An 18,279-nucleotide genomic window follows, 5' to 3' on the forward strand; every position below is an offset into this window, starting at 1 on the left:
AGAGCGCCCCGTTGAGAGCCGGCGGCTCAGCCGCCGGCTCTCTTTGAGCGTCTCCGGCCGTGAACTCGCACCGACGATTTCCCTTCGCCGCACATTTCGCGAGTTCTGGCCGGACACCCGCGGATTGCGCCGCCTGTTCGCCGCCGGAGTGCTGTTCGCCATTCTGGCCGCGCTCTGCGAGGTCGTCGCGATCCGCCTGTTCGGGCACATCACCGACGAGGTGCTCACGACCAGGAACCTGGGGGCCTTCTGGGGGCCCGCGTTCACCTGGCTCGCGCTCGCGGTGCTGGCCGGGGTGGCCTCCTTCGCGGGAGCGTACGCCACCGCGCTGGCCGCCGAACGTTTCCTGCTGGCCCTGCGCGACCGCGTGTACGCGCACCTGCAGACGCTCGCGCCGGACTTCTCCGAGAAGCGGCGGCTGGGCGACCTGATGGCGCGCATGACGGACGACATCGAGGCCATTGAGGAGCTCGTCGGGTCCGGACTCGTCAGGGCGATCACCACGGTCGCCAGCGTCGTCTTCTTCGCGGGGGCGGCGTTCTTCATCCGATGGGATCTGGCGCTGCTCACGATGGCGCTGGTCCCGCTGTTCCTGGTGGTCTCCAAGGGGTTCACCGGCAGGTTCAGATCGGCCGCCGCACGTGAGCGGGCGAGCAACGGGGCGATGAACAGCGTGCTGGAGGAGGGGCTGGCCAACCAGCCGCTCGTGCAGGCGTACAACAGGCAGGGCGCCGAGTCGCGGCGGCTGCACGGGGAGGGCCGCGGCTGGCTGCGCGCGAACATGGCGCAGGCCTGGCTGGCCGGCCTCTACAGCCCTGTGATGCAGGTCATCGAGACCGTCTGCCTGATCGTCATCCTGGGGTTCGGCGCGTGGGAGATCGCGGCGGGCCGGCTGACGCTCGGCGGGCTGCTGTCCTTCGCGGCGTACCTGGCCCTCCTCTACCCGGCCGTCCAGGGCCTGGGAGAGCTGGCCATGAACGTGTCGGAGGCGGCGGCCGGATCCGACCGGGTGATCGAGATCCTGGGGGTCAAGCCCGTCGTCACCGACGCCGACGGCGCCGTGCCCGTGGGCAGGAGCGGCGGCCGGATCGTGTTCGACCAGGTCGGCTTCGCCTACCCGGGACGGCCCCGGCCGGCGTTGCGGAACGTGTCCTTCACCGCCGAGCCCGGAGAGGTCGTCGTGATCTCCGGGCCCAGCGGGGCGGGCAAGTCCACGCTGGCCAAGCTGCTGCTGCGCTTCTACGACCCCGACCGGGGCCGCATCCTGCTGGACGGCACCGACCTGCGGGGCCTGACGAGGGAGTCGGTGCGCGAGAACGTCACGATCCTGCACCAGGAGACGATGTTGTTCTCGGGCTCGGTACGCGACAACATCGCCTACGGCCGTTCCGCCGCCTCGCTCGACGAGGTGATCAGGGCGGCGGAGGCGGCAGGGGTGCACGACTTCGTCAAACTGCTGCCCCAGGGGTACGACACGCCGGTGGGCCAGCGGGGACGGCTCCTGTCCGGCGGGCAGCGGCAGCGGATCGCGATCGCCAGGGCCATCCTGCGCGACACACCGGTGCTGGTGCTCGACGAGCCCATGAGCGGGCTGGACGCGGCCACCGCCGCCCAGGTCATGCGGCCGCTGCGGCGGCTCATGTCCGGGCGGACCACGCTGCTCATCACGCACGACCCGCAGCACGTGCCCGAGGGGGCGCGCGTGGTGGAGCTGGAGCCGATTCCGCGCGTAGAACGAATCAGGCTGAAACGCGTCGGCGTGCCGTCGCGTTTCAGCCGCTCCACGGCATCGTGACCCCGGTGCCCGTCCTGCCTTCAGCGGGGCGGGCGCTGCCGTTTCACGGGTGTATGCCGTGAATCTCCTGGATAGAATCGGAGAGCATTCTCCGCGTGAAGGCAGGTCATGGGCGACGACCACAGCTCCGCCAGGCCACTGCGCGCCGACGCCCGGCGCAACCGCGAGCGGGTCCTGCAGATCGCGCAGGAGGCCATGGACGGCGACGGCCTGACCATCTCCTTCGACGAGATCGCGCGGCGGGCCGGGTTCGGGGTCGGCACGGTCTACCGGCACTTCCCGACAGAAGAGGCGTTGTTCGAGGCTGTGCTGCTGGGGCGGATCGAGCGGTTCGTGGCCGACGCCCGCGCGCTGGCCACCGCCGAGGACGCGGGGCGGGCGTTCTTCGGCTGGTTCACGGCGGTGATCGAGCAGGCCGCGGCCAACCGGGCGCTGTGCGACATGCTGGAGACGGGGCTGACGATGCGGCCCGGCTCCACGCTGGCCGCCGACTTCGCCGCCGCTCTGGGCCGGCTGCTGGCGCGGGCGCGGCGGGTCGGGGCGGTTCGTGGTGATCTGGTGGCGGAGGACGTCCATGATCTGCTGCGGGGTTGCCTGGTCGCCGAGCGGCGGGCGCGCGCCAGGGGCGGCGCGGTGCGGATGGCGGAGGTCGTCTGCGACGGGATGCGAGCGAAGACGAACTGACCGCCCGCTCCCGCTCCCGCTGCGAGCTTGGCGGGTTCCGCGGTGGGACGCGGGCCCAGGCGAGCCGGGGGCCTTGTGGCTCAGGTGGCCAGGGTGAAGCGGACCTCGCGGGTGGCCGGGTCGGCCTGCACCAGGCGGACGGTGATCTGCTCGCCCAGGGGCAGGGTGCCGTCGCAGCGGGCGATCACGGCCGGGTCCACGAGCTGCACCTGACCGCCCCCGCGCCGCTCGTCCACGTCGATCACCACCGCCTGGAACGCCTGCCCGATCCGGTCCCGCAGCAGGAACGCCTCCACCAGGTCCACGCACGCCCGCTCCACCGCCCCGGTTCGCCGCCCGGAGGAGGACATGAGGTCGGGCAGGACGGCGAGCGCCGCCCGCACGTCGGACGGGACCGGCACGCCCGCCGCGATCGCCAGGCACACCTCGCTCGCGTAACGATCCACCAGGCGCCGCAGCGGGGCCGTGACGTGCGCGTACGGGGCCGCCACCGCCGCGTGCTCGGCCAGCCTGGGCGGCGCGCCGTCGAAGGCCACGTAGCCGGCGCCGCGCAGCAGCACCTTGGACTCGTGCAGGAACGCCGCCTGCGGTCCCTTCCCGGGATCCAGGTCGTGCACCACCGCGCCGTACCCCGCCCCCTCGGGCCACGGCACGTCCAGCGCTTTTGCCACCCTGCGTACCTTGGCCAGAGCATCGGGCCGCGGACTGGGCAGCACGCGCAGGATGCCGATCTCGGCGTCGAGCATCATGGCGGCCGCGGCCATGCCGGTCAGCAGCGAGATCTGCGCGTTCCACGCCTCCGCGGGCAGTGGCGCGCGGAACCGCAGCCGGTAGCCGCCGTCGTCGCGCGCCACCTCCTGGTCGGGGGTGGGCAGGGTGACGCCGCCGCGCTCGCGCTCCAGGGCCAGCCTGAGCTCGCCGATCTCGGCCAGCAACTCCAGTACGCCGTCCGCGGTGCGGGTGTCGTGGACCGCCTGCACGTAGGCGTAGTCGTAGCGCTCGCGGCTGCGTACGAGGGCGCGCTGCACGTCGGCCCCCACCGTGCGGCCGTCGGTGTCGAGGTCTACGCGCCACACCACGGCCGGTCGCAGCGCGCCGGGCAGCAGGCTGGCGGCGTCCTCCGACAACACCGGCGGGTGCAGCGGCACCTTGCCCGCGGGCAGGTAGACGGTCTCGCCCCTGGTGCGGGCCTCGGTGTCGATCACGCCGCCGGGGCGTACGAAGGCGCCGACGTCGGCGATGGCGTACCAGACGCGGTAGCCTCCGCGCAGCCGCTCCAGGTGCAGGGCCTGGTCGAGATCCATCGAGCCGGGCGGGTCGATGGTGACGAAGGGGACGTCCGACATGTCCTCGGCGTCCATCCTCGGCACCAGGGCCACCCAGGCCGCCTCGTCGAGCACGGCCTGCGGAAAGTCGCCGGGCAGTCTCAGCTCCCGGCTGATCCGCTCGAACCCGTCCTCCAGCTTGAGGGGTATCTCATCGGGAACCTGAATCGTTGGCACGCGTGACAACCTACCGGCGCGGGGGATCACTCGCCGGATCAGGTGGGTGCCCGGTCCTGGCCGGTGATCCCCTCAGACGGCGTGCCGCTCAGGTGAGGTGCCGGTGCGGGCGGGTGGTTCGTTCGTTCAGGTGAAGTGCCGGTCGAGGCCGGTGATCTGGAGCAGGCGTTGCATGGCGGGGGGCGTGCCCTCGATGCGCACGGGGGTGCACTGGCTGAGGGCCTGGTTCTGGACGGAGACGAGGATGCCGAGCCCGGCCGCGTCGATGAAGGACAGGTCGCTCACCTCGATGACCAGCGCCATGCCCGGCCGGCGGGCGTGATCGGCCTCCTGCAGCAGCGCCAGCAGGTGGCTGCGGAGCAACTCGGTGGTGGCGATGTCGAGCTCGCCGGACACGCTCACGGTCAGAGTCCCGTCATGGCGGCTGGTGGTCAGGTGAAGTGGGTCCATCTCCGCGCTCTCTCAGGGGCCGGGATCATCCTGTGGGTAGCGCGGACCCGCCCTTGCCGTTGGCACCAGATGTCATGCTCGCGTCACATAGAGCGACTGTGTGCTTCCGGAATGGAGTGTACATGCCTGTCCCGACACGTCGAGAGGACAGATCGCCGCAAGGTAGACAGGAGAATTCCTCGGGAAAGCAATTGTGGTTAGCAGATAGAAAAAACCTCACCTTTCAGCGTGGTTTCAGCCCCAGGAGGATGAGATCACACGACGCGGCGCAGTCGTCCTCGACGCCGGGGCGGCTGGAGGAGGCGGCGTGCGCCGGGTGGTGGGAGGCGGACGTGGGGTGGAAGACGGCCCGGGCCCGCGGTCTCGGGGTCGTCGAGTGCCTGCTTGCGCTTGGCCCGTGCAAGGTCGCCGGCCGGTCGCGTAGTTGTACGGGTGCGCGTGTCAGGGCAGGTACAGCTGGGCGTATTTTCAGGAAATTTACGGAATTACGGGGGGAGATCGCACTACGCTGCTAGCCCTGTCATTCCGTGGGGTTCATGACGATGACCAGGGGGAAAGCGTGTTATTCGTATTCGCGGTGCTGGCCGCTGCCGGGGTCGGCGCGGTGGTCTGGTGGCTTCGGCGGGATCCGGCGGGCGGTGAGGGTGCCGACGGGTTCGAGGGCGAGCGGAAGTGGGGCTGGCAGTTCCTGCTGGAACAGGAGGCCGCGGCCGCGTTCATGGAGGGGCTGCGGGCCTATCACGAGGCGGGTGGCGTCGTGCGGGTGGGCGGGGAGCAGGGGGTGCTCACCACGTACGAGCCGCCGCGGCTGATCTCCCTGTACCTGCTCGCGGACGCCTTCGCGGCCCGGGGGGACGCCGCGCTGCACGACCCGCAGGGGACGGTCGAGGCGCTGATGGAGCAACTCGCGGCGGCCGAACGGCCCGGCGTGCTGCACCTGCGGCCCGGCTGGCTGGAGGAAGAGGTGGACGGCCTGGACGCCGCCCGCTTCGCCGCCGCCGTCGGCGAGGTCGTCGGCGCCGGATCGGGCGAAGCCGGCCTTGGAGCGTTGCAGGTGAGCGTGTCCGGCTCCCGCGACGACCGTACGCACGTCAACGGCACACCGGTCAAGGCGCTGGCCAAGACGGCGGCGGGGGACGGCCCCAGCGGTGAGACGCTGTTCCCGGAGGCCGAGGGGGACGGCCCCAATGGCGAGGCGGAGGTGAGCGACCCCGGCGAGGTGCGGCCCACGGAGGCGGTGGGGGGCGGTTCCGGTGAGGGACAGCTCAGGGAGGCGGTGCGGGGCGGTCTCGATAGGGCGCCGGCTCAGGAGGGGGGCGGCGGTGGCGAGGGCAACACGATGATGCTGGACCTGGCCCGGGTGCTCGACCTCTACCGGGAGGCGCGCGAGAATCAGCCGGACGCGGCGGCCGGGGCGCTGCTGCGCGAGGTGGTGCCCAAGCTGATCGCCGCCGGCGGGCCCGGCCTGACCTGGACGAAGCCGCCCACCCCCGCCGAGCTGCGGATGGTGCTGGGCAACTCGCCGGAGGTACCGCTGTCCTGATCCGGCCACGTCACGGTTACGCATAGTTCCGGGGGATTCGCCGCGTCGGGGCGGACTATGCGTGAGTGGACGCCGTACGCCGCCGATGGCTCGGAGCGGGGTGCCTGCTGCTGGCCGCCGGCGGCGGGCTGTGGGCGGTCGGGCGCATCGACGTGCCCCCACCACCGGCACCGGCGCCGGTCGTGGAGCCCTCGGAGACACCCACGCCGATGCCCGTCCGGGTCACCATCGAACCGCCGAGCGTCCCGGCCGGTACGGCCCGGGTACGGGTGACGTCCTTCTGCGAGGACGATGACACGGTGGTGGAGTCCAACGCCTTCCCTGAGAGCCCGGACACCTACGAGAAGCTGCCCGGCAGGGGCTGGTTCACCGACGCCGACCTGGATCGCGCGCTGCCCGCGGGCAGATATCCGGTCATCGTCAGGTGCGGGGCCCGGTTCGGCCGCGCCGACCTCGTGGTGACGAAGGGCCGGGCCCCGAAGCCGCCTGGGCCGCCGCGCGTCGCCACCACGTGGGTCACGCTGACCCGCGCCCAGCCCGGCGCCTGGCAGGATCACCCCGACGCCGCGCAGATGCCCGTCATCGGTCGCGCGCCGAACGCGATCCTCTGCCGGATGCGGGTGACGCACGAGGTCCGGGTGCCCGTGGACGACCCCGACGTGGCCGCCTTGCGGGCGGGCGCCGCCGGTCGCGCGCCCGCCGAGTTCGTCGCGGCCCGGATGGGCTCCGTCGCCTTGGACTCGCCGGACCTCGATGTGGCCTTCAGCACACCGGTCATCAGGACGGAACGCGGCTCGCGCGGGGCCGTCATCACCTACACCGGCGTGTCGTACACCGTGCTCGTCGATCCGAACAGCTTCGTCGGCGTCGAATACAGGCCGTCCGCCGACGCGACCGTGTCCCGGCTGACCGCCCACGAGATCGTCGTCTCCGCCACCGGTTGGACGGTGGCCGGGGTGAGCGGGCCCCCGCCCTTGACGCAGGACGCGCATTACCTGCGCGCGAGCGGCGGTAGCCCGATGACGGCCGCCTTCACCATGGATGGCCGGTCCGGGCCTGTGGCCTACTACCTCGGCGGAGACGAGGGGATCAGCCAGTATCTGGAAGGCGGTGCCGCGGAGTCCGATGAGTCCGACGAGTCCGACGATGACGAGACAGGCGCTTTCCTGAGCCGGAGCTGGGAGGTGCTGCGACTGGTGAGCTCGGTGGCCGCCATGCTGGCGCTGTTCTACACCCTGGCTCGTGCGCTCGGGGGCTCGTGGTGGCGGCGCCCCCGCAACTGGCTGCTCATGACCGTGGTCGCGGCGGGGTCCGGCCTGATGGCGTTCTTCCTGAACTCTGACGTCACGAACCTGACGGCGCTGGTGCTGATGGTCGTCGTGCCGGTCCTGGCGCTCTTCTCCACCGCTCGTGCCGCGCGAGGGCACAGCCGCCTGCCCGCGGTGGTCCCGGCGGTGGCCGGAATCGTGGCGGGCCTCATCCTGTGCGCGTGGTCACTGGCGGCGCTCCTCGGTCCTGGGCCGGCGACCGGAGGGCTGGCCGGTGCGGTGGCCGTCACGACCGTCACGGCCGTGCTCCCCCGGCTGCGGCGCCTGCTTCCGCACGTCGCTCTCCTGCTGACGGCGGCCGGAGCGCTGCTGGCGGGCAGGGCGGTGTCGATCGGGTTCACCCCGCCGAACCTCATGTGGATGGCGATGATCGCGCTGGCCTGGTGCGTCCTGGTCTTCGGCTGGGTCACCGAGGCGAGTCACCGGTGGTCGCCGGCGGGTGCGGCCCGATGGGTGATCGCCACGTCGGTCGCGCTCGGCGCGCTGGCCTACTCGGCCATCCCCGTGCAGGACTGGGCATCCCTGCGGTGGGGCGGGCTCGTCGAACTCCTCTCCCTGGTCGTGCTGCAAGGGATCCCGATGCTGGCGCTGATCATGCTCGTGGTCCGCGTGCGCCGGTGGGGTCAGGGTCCCGAGGGCCTCACCGAGACGGCCGCCTTCCACACGGCTCTGCTCTTCGTGCTGCTGATGCACCTGCAGTTCAACGGCAGCCCCGTCACGGGTCTCGTGGTGCTCCTCACCTGGGCGGGCGTCTGCTTCATGCTGCCGGCCCCGCGAGAAGGCCTGCAGCGGGCGGTCTCAGGTGAGGAGCACCGGCTGCTCGTCCGCGACATGATCAGGCGCAGATCGGCGCGTACCGCGCTGACGCACCTGCTGCGGCAACCGGGCGACGACTTCGAGCAGCGGCGCGAGGCGCTGGAACAGGCGGGTGACGAGCGGAACGGTCCCGTCGACTCCGACCTGGCGCTGGCCACCGTGGCGGGGCGCACGCCCTGGCAGAACGGACTGGCCGCGTTCGGGGCGGGGGCGGTGTTGTCGCTGCCGTACTCGGCTGTGCGGATCAGCGAATCGGTGCGCGGAGGGCAGGCCGAGCCGTCCGAGGTCCTGTACGCGGCGCTGGCGCTGCTGTCGCTGCCCGTGCTGTGCATGGTGTTCGGCTACTTCTACCCGCGGGTGCGCGGGAGGGGGCCGATCGCCAAGTCGCTCTCGTTCCTGCTCGCGGCGCTGCTGGTCGAGTTGCCCGTGTCCATTTACGGGCTGGTCCTGGCGACCACCTACGGCATCAACGGGAGCGAGCCGCTCGTCGGGGTGCTCGTGGCGGTCGGGAACATCGCCGTCGTCAGCATCGGGCTGGGGCTGTGGTGGGAGTGGCGGCTGATGTGGCTGGCGGGCGAGCCGTGGGCGCGCGTCAGGAACGTCCGTACGTTGCGCGCCCTGGCCGCGCCGCTGGCCGCCGTCTCCATCGCCATCGCGACGGCGGCGGCGACCGCGCTGGTCAACAATGTGGTCGCGCCGCTGCCCAGCGCCCCGGTCGTCGATGCCAAGCTCGTGCAGACACCCACGCCTGCGCCCTAGTTCTCCGCCGCCCTAGTTCTCCGCCGCCCTAGTTCTCCGCGCGGCCGTTGCGCCAGTAGCCCATGAACGCCACCGACCGCCGGTCCAGGCCGCGCTCGGCCACCAGGTGCCGGCGCAGGGTCTTGATCACGGATGCCTCGCCGGCCAGCCACGCGTACAGGGGCCCGTAGTCCGTGGCCTCCTCCTGCGGCACCTCCCACAGCTCGTCGGAGTCCACGTCCACGTCGTCGAACGTCTCCGGCGCGGGCAGCGGCGGGAGCAGGCGGCCGGCGGCGGCCTTGACGGCGGGGATGAGCCCGGCGCCGCGCGCGCCGCCGTTTCTGGTCAGCCAGGTGACCTTGACCGAGGCGGCCGTCTCCACGGGCAGGATGTCGTCGTCGCAGGGCACCTCCATGAACACCTCGCCGGCCAGGTCGGCGGGCAGGCATTCGAGGACGGAGCAGATGGCCGGCACGGCGGTCTCGTCGCCGGCGATGAGCACGCAGCCCGTGCCCGCCGGCGGGTGGAACTCCAGGCCGCCCTGGCGGCCGACCTCGTGGCCGGCGTTGGGACCGTAGAGGACGGCGACGTCGCCGGGGCGCACCCCTTCCGCCCAGCGCGCGGCGGGGCCGCCGTCGGCGTGCATGACGACGTCCACGTCGACCTCGCGGGCGTCGGGGCGGACGAGCCTGGCGGTGTAGGTACGCATGGGGTTGCGCTTGTCGTCGTCGAGTTCCCGCCACCTCAGGTACCAGTCAGAGCCGGTCGGCAGGTGGGCCAGGCCGTGTTCCGGGAGCGGGAGGATGAGTTTGAGCCGCTGGTCGAAGCCGTTGTCCGCGAAGTGGTGCAGGTCGTCGCCGGTGAAGGTCACCCGCAGGAAGGAGGGGCTCAGGCGCTCGAGCCGATCCACCCGGACGTCGAACATGCGGTAGGGCTCGGTCATCCCCGAAATCTCCTATCTCTATTAGGTGAGGCTAACCTAAACGATTCGGGGGCTTAAGGCTACATTCGCCCAGCGTCGTCGGCCGCTGCCGGAGGGTGACTCCGTGCAGGTGGGAGCCGTTCGCACCGCGCGGAAGAGGCGTTGTGATGAAAGTTTCATGACCGATTGACACTGGGAAAGCGCTTACCTATGTTGTGGGCAGTTCGCTCACACGTACGGCTGTCACATACGTGAACGAATGCTCGCTGGGGGGACACCACGCGGCAGGCCGCATCAGGAGCCTGCCGAGGCCAGCAAGGAGCGTGAAATCGTGCGAGAGAGAATCAACGGCAGAACGGCCGCCCTCATCGCCGGCGTCGTGGCCCTGTCCGCCACCACGGTGACGGCCGGCATCACGGTGGCCTCGGCGGCGGCGGCCGCCGCGCCGGCGCCGGGGGCGTACTCCGTGGTCAACAACGCCAGCGGCCTGTGCCTGACCGTACCGGGATCGAGTTCGTCCGACGGCTTGCAGCTCACGCAGAGCGGGTGCGGCGGCGCCGGGCAGACGTGGAACGTGGCGGCGAGCGGCGGCGGTTACACGCTGAAGGCCGCGCACAGCGGCAAGTGCGCCGGCGTCAGGGACGCCAGCACCTCCGCGGGCAAGGCCGTGCAGCAGGAGAGCTGCAGCGGCGCCTCCTCCCAGACCTGGACGCTGCCCGAGTCGGGCGCCACCGTCAGGGTCGTCAACGCCAACGGCGGCAAGTGCCTCAACACCATGGACAACGCGACCTCCTCGGGCGCCCTGGTGCAGCAGAACTCCTGTGACTCGGTCGCGACCAAGCAGTGGCGGCTCGCGCCTTCCGGCTCCACCCCGACCGACCCGCCCACCGACCCGCCCACGACGCCTCCGCCCGGCAACCCGACCGGTCTGGTCGGCTGGGCCACGCAGGGCGGCGGCACCACCGGCGGCGGCGGCGCCTCGCCGGTCACCGTCACCAGCGCCTCGGCCCTGACCGGCGCGTTGTCCTCCAGCGGCGCCGCGGTGATCCGGGTGTCGGGCACGATCTCCTGCTCGGGCATGCTGAGGGTGGCCTCCAACAAGAGCGTGCTGGGCAACTCGGGCGCGACGATCGTCGGCTGCGGGCTCAACATCTCCGAGGCCTCCAACGTGATCGTCCGCAACCTGACCTTCCGCGGCTGGAACGACGACGGGATCAACGTCCAGTACTCGACGCGGGTGTGGCTGGACCACAACTCCTTCAGCGACGGCTATGACGGGGCCCTGGACATCAAGCGGGCCAGCGACTACGTCACCGTCTCCTGGAACAGGTTCTTCAACCACGACAAGACCATGCTCCTGGGTCACAGCGACGACAACGCCTCGGAGGACCGGGGCCACCTGCGGGTGACGTACCACCACAACTGGTTCGACGGCACGAACCAGCGCCACCCGCGCGTGCGCTTCGGCAACCCGGTGCACGTCTACAACAACTTCTACGGCAACGTCGGCAGCTACGGCGTGGCCTCCACCGAGGGCGCGGGCGTGCTCGTCGAGGGCAACTACTTCGAGAACACCGAGGACCCGTTCCACCTCGGCGAGGGTGACTCGGGGCCGGGCACCCTGGTCGCGCGCAACAACCACTTCGTCGGCTCCGGCAGCGGCCAGAGCGGCGGCAGCGTCTCCTCCATCCCCTACTCCTACTCCCTCGACGGCGCCTCCGGCGTCAAGTCCATCGTGACCGCGGGCGCCGGGGCCGGCCGGATCTCCGTCTGACCCCTTCCTTGAGGCCCCTCCGGCACCCGCCGCCGGAGGGGCCTCCTCGCGCGCCCGCGCGAGCGGCGACTGGTGGCCGGCCAAGCCAGAGTTCACCGGGGGCCTCCTCGCGCGCCCGCGCGAGCGGGAACGGTAGCGTCATAGCGCTGATACCGCGACAGGCGCCGGGCCGCGTGTCCGGGCCTGCCCCCAGATAGGAGCCCGACTTGTCTCCCGTGATCCTCTCAGCGGCGGGCGCCGCGCTCGTGCTCGACGACTCCGGACCGGGGCTGCCGCGGGTGCGGCACTTCGGCGCCGGGCTCGGGCCCGTCGCCGGGCCCGGCCTGCTGCCCGCGCTGGCCTCTCCCGCTCCACCGCTGCTGCCCGCCCAGGGGGACTCCTGGTACGGGCGTCCCGGCCTGTCGGGTGTCAGGGACGGGGAGCAGTGGCCGGTCCGGTGGACCCTTGAGCGATGCGATGTGGCCGCCGAGCCCGGCTCCGGCGGCACGGTGACCGTCACGGCCTCCGACGCCAGGGCGGGCCTGGAGCTGGTGAGTGAGCTGGTCATGGACGGCGGCGGCCTGGTGCGGATGCGGCACCAGGTGCGGAACGCCGCCGCCTCCCCGTACCGGGTGGAGGGTTTGGTGTGCGCGCTGCCGGTGCCCGCGCGGGCCGGTGAGTTGCTGGACTTCACCGGCCGGTGGGCGCTGGAGAAGGTGCCGCAGCGCAGGGCGTTCGGGCACGGGGTGTGGTCCAGGGAGAACCGGCGGGGCCGCACCGGGCACGACGGCACCGGGCTGCTGGTGGCGGGGACCGAGGGGTTCGGGTTCCGTACCGGCGAGGTGTGGGCGGTGCACGCGGGCTGGAGCGGCGGCCACGTGCACTACGCCGAGCGGATCGCCGAGGGTGTGTCGCTGCTGGCCGCGGGCGAGCTGCTCGAACCCGGTGAGGTCGTGCTGGGCGAGGGGGAGAGCTACCGTACGCCGTGGGTGTACTTCACGTGGTCGGGCGGCGGGCTCGACGACGCGAGCGCCCGGCTGCACGGCCATCTGCGGGCCCGTTCGCTGCCGGTCCGGCCGGTCACCCTGAACAACTGGGAGGCCACCTACTTCGACCACGGCCTCGACCGGCTGCTGGAGCTGGCCGACAAGGCCGCCGCGGCGGGGATCGAGCGGTTCGTGCTGGACGACGGCTGGTTCCGGCACCGCCGCCACGACCGGGCCGGGCTGGGCGACTGGTACGTGGACGAGGGCGTCTGGCCGGACGGCCTGCACCCGCTGGCCGACCGGGTACGCAAGCTGGGCATGCAGTTCGGCCTCTGGTTCGAGCCCGAGATGGTCAATCCCGACTCCGACCTGGCCCGCGAGCATCCCGACTGGATCCTGGGCCGGGCCGAGCGCATGCCGCCGCCGCAGCGCCACCAGCAGGTGCTCGACCTGGCCAGGCCCGAGGCGTACGCGTACCTGCTGGAACGCCTGGACACCCTGGTCGGCGAGTACGCGCTGGACTACATCAAGTGGGACCACAACCGCGACATCGCCGAGCCCGTGCACGGCGGCGTGCCGGGCGTGCACGCGCAGACCGTGGCCGTCTACCGGCTGCTGGACGAGCTGCGCCGCCGCCATCCCGCCCTGGAGATCGAGTCGTGCTCGTCCGGCGGCGCGCGCATCGACTACGGCATCCTGGCCCGCACCGACCGGGTGTGGACCTCCGACAGCAACGACGCCCTCGACCGGCAGGCCATCCAGCGCTGGACGGGGCTGCTCGTGCCGCCGGAGCGGCTGGGCAGCCACGTCGGGGCGCCGCGCGACCACGTCACCGGGCGGTCGCTGCCGCTGGCCTTCCGCGCCGCCACCGCGCTGTTCGGGCACATGGGCGTGGAGTGGGACCTGACCTCGGCCGGTCAGGAGGAGCTGGAGGAGCTGGGCACCTGGATCGCGCTGCACAAGCGGCTGCGTCCGGTGCTGCACGCCGGGCGGGTGGTTCGTGCGGATCATCCGGATCCGTCGGCGTCGCTGCACGGGGTGGTGCTGCCGGAGCGGGCGGTGTACGCCTTCGCGCAGCTCACCTCGCGGGTCGACATCGCCCCCGCGCCGCTGCGGCTGCCCGGGCTCGACCCGGCCGCCCTCTACGAGGTGCGCGTGGCGGGGCCGGCGCCCGAGAGGTCGGGGATGCCGGAGTGGGCCGCGGCGCCGGTGCGGCTGCCCGGGTCCGTGCTGGGTGAGCTGGGGCTGCCCGCCCCGGTGCTGCGGCCCGCGACCGCGCTGCTCATCGAGGTGGAGAGGGTCTAGCTAGGGCAGGTCCAGTTCCGAGCCGCCGAACCGGTCGCGCAGGAACCGGCCCTGGTCGCGCAGCGCCTGCTCGTCGCCCCGGTGGATCGCCTCGGCGACCTTGCCCATCTGGGCGTCGAGCAGCGCGAGCTGCTGCAGGAGTTCCTCGTGCGCGCTGCGCTCGCGCCCGGCCGGCCGGGTGAGGGCGTAGCGGCGGGGCAGGTTGGCGTAGGCCTCCAGGCTGGCGGGCAGGTAGCGGCGGATGGTCTGCGAGACCACGTGGAGCTGGTCGGGGGAGGCGGTGAGCTGCTCGGCCCTGGCCAGCACGCCGCCGAGGACCTCGGCCAGGCCGTGCACGGCGGCGTGCACGTCCTCGGGGAAGCGCCGGTCGATGCGCCGCAGCAGCCCGTCCAGGTCGGCGCGCAGGGCCCGCGTCTCCACCTCGGCGTGCGAGATCGTCAGGCGTACCCGGTCGGGCGGGGCGAGCAGCGCGCCGACCCCGTACAGGGCGATCACGACGACCGGCCAGAACGCGCCCGTCAGGCCGAGGAAGTGGCCCACCAGGCCGAGCAGCGCCAGGCAGGAGCCGGCGATGTTCCTGGTGGAGCCCAGGTAGCGCAGGATCCGCTCACTGGTAGCCACGGATCTCCTTGAACGCGCTGGTCAGCGACGTCTTGCGGGCGTCGAACACGGCTCCGCCGGTCAGCTCCGCCACCTGCCGCATCTCCTCGACGTCGCTCTCCCCGAACAGCACCACGAACGTCGGCGCGCGGCGCTGCTCCTCCGGCAGCGAGCGGTAGTGCGCCTCGAAGGCGGCGTAGCCGGCGCCGTCGGTGTTCTCGCCGTCGGTCATGAGCACGATCGAGGTGTAGTGGCCGGCCGTGACCGGGCGGTCGTAGGCCGCCTTGAGACTGTCATAGATGGCGGTGCCGCCCGCCGCGTTCAGGCCTTCGGCGAACTGTTTGATGTCGGCGAGGACAGGGGCGGGGTCGCGTTCGGGGACGGTGAACGGCACCGCCTGTCCCGTGACGCCGTTGAACGGGATCATCGTCACGGCCTCGCGGTTGCGGAAGCGGGAGAAGGTGCCGGAGGCGGAGGTGTCGGCGCCGGTCAGCGCCACCAGCGCCTGCCGCAGCGCGGCGATCCTGTCGCCCTTCATCGAGCCGGACGTGTCCAGCACGAATCTGGCCTCGGCCGGGACGCGTACCTGGTTGAGGTAGGTGGCGATCAGCTCGTCGGCGGTGCTGCGCCGGTTGGGGAAGGGCAGCTCGATGAGCTGGGCCGAGCCGAAGCGCGGGTCCAGCGGCACCCCGTTCACGATCGGGCGCCGGTGGGTGCCGGTCATGATCTCCTTCTGCACGGCCGGGGTGCGCAGCCAGGCGGTGAGCTTGCCGTACAGGGCCTTCTTGTCCTCCGGGGCGGAGGCCAGCAGCGTGAGCGGGTAGTCGGCGCTGACCACGCCGTCGCCCGGGTAGATGAGCGTGAGCGGCTCGCGCGCGCCCAGGAGCACCGACTCGTAGTTCACCATGCCGTCCACGCGCGGGTCGCGGGCGTAGGCGGCGGCCAGCCAGCCCGACGAGCCGGCCGTCAGCCGCTGCGCGGAGAAGAACTCCTTCAGCCGGGGCGTCACCGCGGTGACCTGCTCGGCGCTGAGCGCGCCGTCCGCGTCCGACAGCGCCGCGGCCACGCCGACCAGGGCGGAGAAGCCCGAGTTGGAGGAGGCGGGGTTGGTCATGCCGAAGCTGAACCTGCCCTGCCTGGCCGCCCGCGCGATGTCGGTCCATGAGACGGGTTTGGCGTCCCAGCCGAGCTCGCTCGCCTTGGCGGGCTTCAGGCCCAGCACCACCGGGGAGACCATGATCTTGGTCTGGGTGGACAGCTTGGCCTGGGCGCCGTCGATCAGGGACAGGTAGCGGTTGGAGGAGAACCAGGTGGCGTCCAGGCGGTCGTCCGCGCGGCCGCTCGCGACCTGCTCGGCGCCGTCGAGCGTGCCGGTGTAGGTGAGCTTCACCCGGACGCCGGCCTCCGCCTCGGCTCGCTTGAGGAGGGGTTCGAGGTCCTTGATCTCGCTGCCGGCCAGGACGCGCAGAACGTCGGGGGCATTGCCGGAGCCGGAGTCGGTCCCGGAGGCGCAGGCGGCGGCCAGGAGGAGGGCGGGGAGGAGCAGGGTCGCCCTTCTCATCGGCCGCTCTCCTGGGCGCGCTCCAGGTAGGTCCTGGCGTGCTCCAGCTCCGACGACAGGCTGTCCACCGTGACCGCCATGTTGTCCACGGCCTTGGCGCGGAAGGCGTCGATCAGGTCCATGGTGGCGTAGACGTTGTCGAAGGCCTGGCGCAGCGTGTCCAGGTCCACGGTGGCCGAGGCCGCCTGGTTCTGGATCGCGCCCGCCTGCGTGCGGAGCATCTCGCTGGTGGCCAGGATCAGGTCGCTGGTGGTCGCGTTCAGGGCGGTGATCTGGTCGAGTACCAGCTTCTGGTTCGCCAGGGCCTGGGCGACCGTGACCGCCGTGCGCAGGGCCGCGACCGTCGTCGTGGTGGCGCGGTCCACGCCCTTGCTGAGCTCCAGGTTGTTCTTGCGTACCAGGTCGAGGGCCAGATAGCCCTGCGCGGAGACGGCGAGCTGGGTGAGCAGGTCCTGGTGCTTCTGGCGGACGGCGAACAGCGCGTCGGAGCGCAGCGCCGTGGCGCGCTGCTCGTCGGCGAGCGTGATCTGCTCCTCCAGGGCAGCGTCCATCGCCTGGGCCATGACCGCGTACTCCTGCAGCCGCGTCATGGACTCCCACAGGTTCGCCTTCTCGCCCTCGATGGCGGCGTTGTCGCGCAGCAGCTCGTCCTGGCCGGACTTGAGCGCGCGGATGATGTCGTCGAGGTGCTGCTGCGCGGAGTGGAACTTGGCGAAGTAGTCGCGCAGCCGGTCGCCGAACGGGATGAGGCCGAGCAGCCTGCGCGGCCCGTTCGCCGCCTGCTTCGGGTCTAGGTCCACGACGGTACGGCGCAGCGCCACCAGCCCGCCCGCCACCTTGGCCTGCGCGTCGGCGCCCTCGCCCCTGGCAGCGTCGAGGGCCGCGACGGGCCGTTTGAGCATGCGGTTGGCCACCTGGGAGGCGGATCTGATCTCGGTGTCGCCCATCGAGGAGATGTCGTGCACCTTGCGGGAGAACTCCGGCGAGCGCGGGTCGAACCCGCCCAGCTCCCCGGCGAACTCCCTGGCCTTTGCGGTCAGCTCGGCGGCGCGTTCGGCGGCCAGCGGCAGCATGGTGGCCGCCGTCTCGGCCGGCACCGGGGTGACCGGCGCGGGCGGCGTGAGCACCAGATCGGACACGTGCGGCATCTCCTTGCTAGGGCCTGGCCTTGTCGACGGTGGTGATGAGGCGGTCCAGCCGTTCCCACGTGGGCGGCTCGACGACGTCGACCAGGCCGGACGCGGCCGGCGCCGTCGTCTTGGCGACCAGGTCGGTGAACGCCTTCGGGTCGGTGGTGCGGAAGCCGTACTGGGCGGCCAGGGACTGCAGCTCGGGGTCCTTGGTGAGCAGCTCGCCGACCTTGGCGCCGTTGCCGGCCAGGGGGACGAGCGTGTGCTTGCTGAGCACGGTCGGCGAGGGGTAGACCAGCCGCATGTCGGGCTTGATCGCGCCGTCGCCGGCGAAGACGTGCGCGAGGTACTGGGCCTCGTACACGACCAGCATCGGCGTCTTGCCGGCGCCCAGTGCGAGGTAGTCGTCGAAGGAGGCCTCGCTGGTCGACTCGGAGAAGCCCTGGTCGAGCACGGCCGGCGCGACGACGGGGGCGATCTTCGCGATCTGCGCGTCGGAGCTGATCACGTCCTCGCCGTTGGCGACGTAGCCGATGGCGGCCAGGTACATGGCGGCGGAGTTGGAGGTACGGATGTCGGTCGTGGTGAGCAGCACCCGCTTCCGCGCCCGGTAAGCCTCATTTCCCGGAATTTCGTCCCATCGAGTGCCTTTAGCGACTAAATCCAGATATTTCTTAATGTCGAGAATTTGATGGCCTTTGCCGGAATCGGTGAGCACCCCGGCCTTCGTCAGCAGCGCCGCGATCGGCTCGAACGTGGCCACCGCCATCGGCGAGTAGAACGGCGAGTACGTGGTCGTCGCCCCGCGGTCGCGCTTGATCCGCTCGGCGGCCGGAACGCTGGAGGGGAAGGCGAAGGCGTAGCGGCCCAGGTCCACATCCGTCACGATCTGCCGGGACCCGGCGGTGTCCACTTCGACGCGCAGGCCGTGCTTGGCGAAGGCCGCCCTGACCCGCGGGTCGTCGAAGAACGGCTTCTTCTCCGATCCGATGACGCCCCGCACGAGTGCCGCCTGGGGCGCGTCGTCCCCCTGGTTCCCGATCGCGATCGCGACCACCGCCACCCCGGCCAGAACCGCGGCCAGAATGACGCCGATCCACCGTTTCATCGAACCCCGTTTCCTGAGATAACCCCCATGACTGGGATTATGGAAGGGCGGTCGCGGG

13 protein-coding genes are annotated in these 18,279 nt (G+C 71.8%); 6 read left to right on the forward strand and 7 right to left on the reverse strand.

Annotated features, from left to right (window positions below):
* Positions 1-124 precede the first annotated feature (124 nt).
* A complete protein-coding gene (locus ACFPZ3_RS32450) occupies positions 125-1,795 on the forward strand; it encodes an ABC transporter ATP-binding protein (RefSeq protein WP_379518104.1) in 1,671 nt (556 codons plus the stop codon).
* A 108-nt stretch (positions 1,796-1,903) separates the two neighbouring features.
* Positions 1,904-2,479: a TetR/AcrR family transcriptional regulator gene (locus ACFPZ3_RS32455; RefSeq protein WP_379518105.1), complete on the forward strand. Its 576-nt coding sequence runs from the start codon at positions 1,904-1,906 to the stop codon at positions 2,477-2,479.
* 80 nt (positions 2,480-2,559) lie between these two features.
* On the opposite strand, the gene ACFPZ3_RS32460 is transcribed toward ACFPZ3_RS32455, so the two are convergent.
* Both ACFPZ3_RS32460 and ACFPZ3_RS32465 read right to left on the reverse strand, forming a co-directional pair.
* Entirely contained in the window at positions 2,560-3,981 is a 1,422-nt protein-coding gene (locus ACFPZ3_RS32460) for an RNB domain-containing ribonuclease (protein WP_379518106.1), read from the reverse strand.
* 126 nt (positions 3,982-4,107) lie between these two features.
* Positions 4,108-4,431, reverse strand: a complete 324-nt coding sequence (locus ACFPZ3_RS32465) for an STAS domain-containing protein (RefSeq protein ID WP_379518107.1) — start codon at positions 4,429-4,431, stop codon at positions 4,108-4,110.
* A gap of 559 nt (positions 4,432-4,990) precedes the next feature.
* Here ACFPZ3_RS32465 and ACFPZ3_RS32470 point away from each other — a divergent pair.
* Positions 4,991-5,974, forward strand: a complete 984-nt coding sequence (locus tag ACFPZ3_RS32470; RefSeq protein ID WP_379518108.1) for a hypothetical protein — start codon at positions 4,991-4,993, stop codon at positions 5,972-5,974.
* A 65-nt stretch (positions 5,975-6,039) separates the two neighbouring features.
* Complete coding sequence (locus ACFPZ3_RS32475; RefSeq protein WP_379518109.1) at positions 6,040-8,877, forward strand: hypothetical protein; 2,838 nt, start codon at positions 6,040-6,042, stop codon at positions 8,875-8,877.
* A gap of 28 nt (positions 8,878-8,905) precedes the next feature.
* Here ACFPZ3_RS32475 and ACFPZ3_RS32480 read toward each other — a convergent pair whose 3' ends face one another.
* Positions 8,906-9,799: a siderophore-interacting protein gene (locus tag ACFPZ3_RS32480; RefSeq protein WP_379518110.1), complete on the reverse strand. Its 894-nt coding sequence runs from the start codon at positions 9,797-9,799 to the stop codon at positions 8,906-8,908.
* Between the two features lie 310 nt (positions 9,800-10,109).
* Here ACFPZ3_RS32480 and ACFPZ3_RS32485 point away from each other — a divergent pair, with 310 nt between their 5' ends.
* Positions 10,110-11,552, forward strand: a complete 1,443-nt coding sequence (locus tag ACFPZ3_RS32485) for a pectate lyase family protein (protein ID WP_379518111.1) — start codon at positions 10,110-10,112, stop codon at positions 11,550-11,552.
* Positions 11,553-11,767: 215 nt separating this feature from the next.
* Positions 11,768-13,822 (forward strand): alpha-galactosidase, encoded by a 2,055-nt coding sequence (locus ACFPZ3_RS32490; protein WP_417629168.1) that lies wholly within the window; start codon positions 11,768-11,770, stop codon positions 13,820-13,822.
* Here the strand turns inward: ACFPZ3_RS32490 and ACFPZ3_RS32495 are convergent, their stop codons facing one another.
* Genes ACFPZ3_RS32495 through ACFPZ3_RS32510 form a run of 4 tightly spaced genes read right to left on the reverse strand, consistent with a single transcriptional unit; the run spans position 13,823 to position 18,221 of the window.
* Entirely contained in the window at positions 13,823-14,443 is a 621-nt protein-coding gene (locus ACFPZ3_RS32495; protein WP_379518113.1) for a hypothetical protein, read from the reverse strand.
* Entirely contained in the window at positions 14,430-15,983 is a 1,554-nt protein-coding gene (locus ACFPZ3_RS32500; protein ID WP_379518114.1) for a vWA domain-containing protein, read from the reverse strand. Before ACFPZ3_RS32500 ends, ACFPZ3_RS32495 begins: the two co-directional genes overlap by 14 nt.
* Positions 15,980-17,131: a toxic anion resistance protein gene (locus ACFPZ3_RS32505; RefSeq protein WP_379518115.1), complete on the reverse strand. Its 1,152-nt coding sequence runs from the start codon at positions 17,129-17,131 to the stop codon at positions 15,980-15,982. The genes ACFPZ3_RS32500 and ACFPZ3_RS32505 overlap by 4 nt, the downstream gene beginning before the upstream one ends.
* A 7-nt stretch (positions 17,132-17,138) precedes the next feature.
* Positions 17,139-18,221, reverse strand: coding sequence for a hypothetical protein (locus tag ACFPZ3_RS32510; RefSeq protein ID WP_379518116.1), 1,083 nt, complete (start codon positions 18,219-18,221; stop codon positions 17,139-17,141).
* Positions 18,222-18,279: the final 58 nt, after the last annotated feature.

The organism is Nonomuraea insulae (assembly GCF_042656245.1).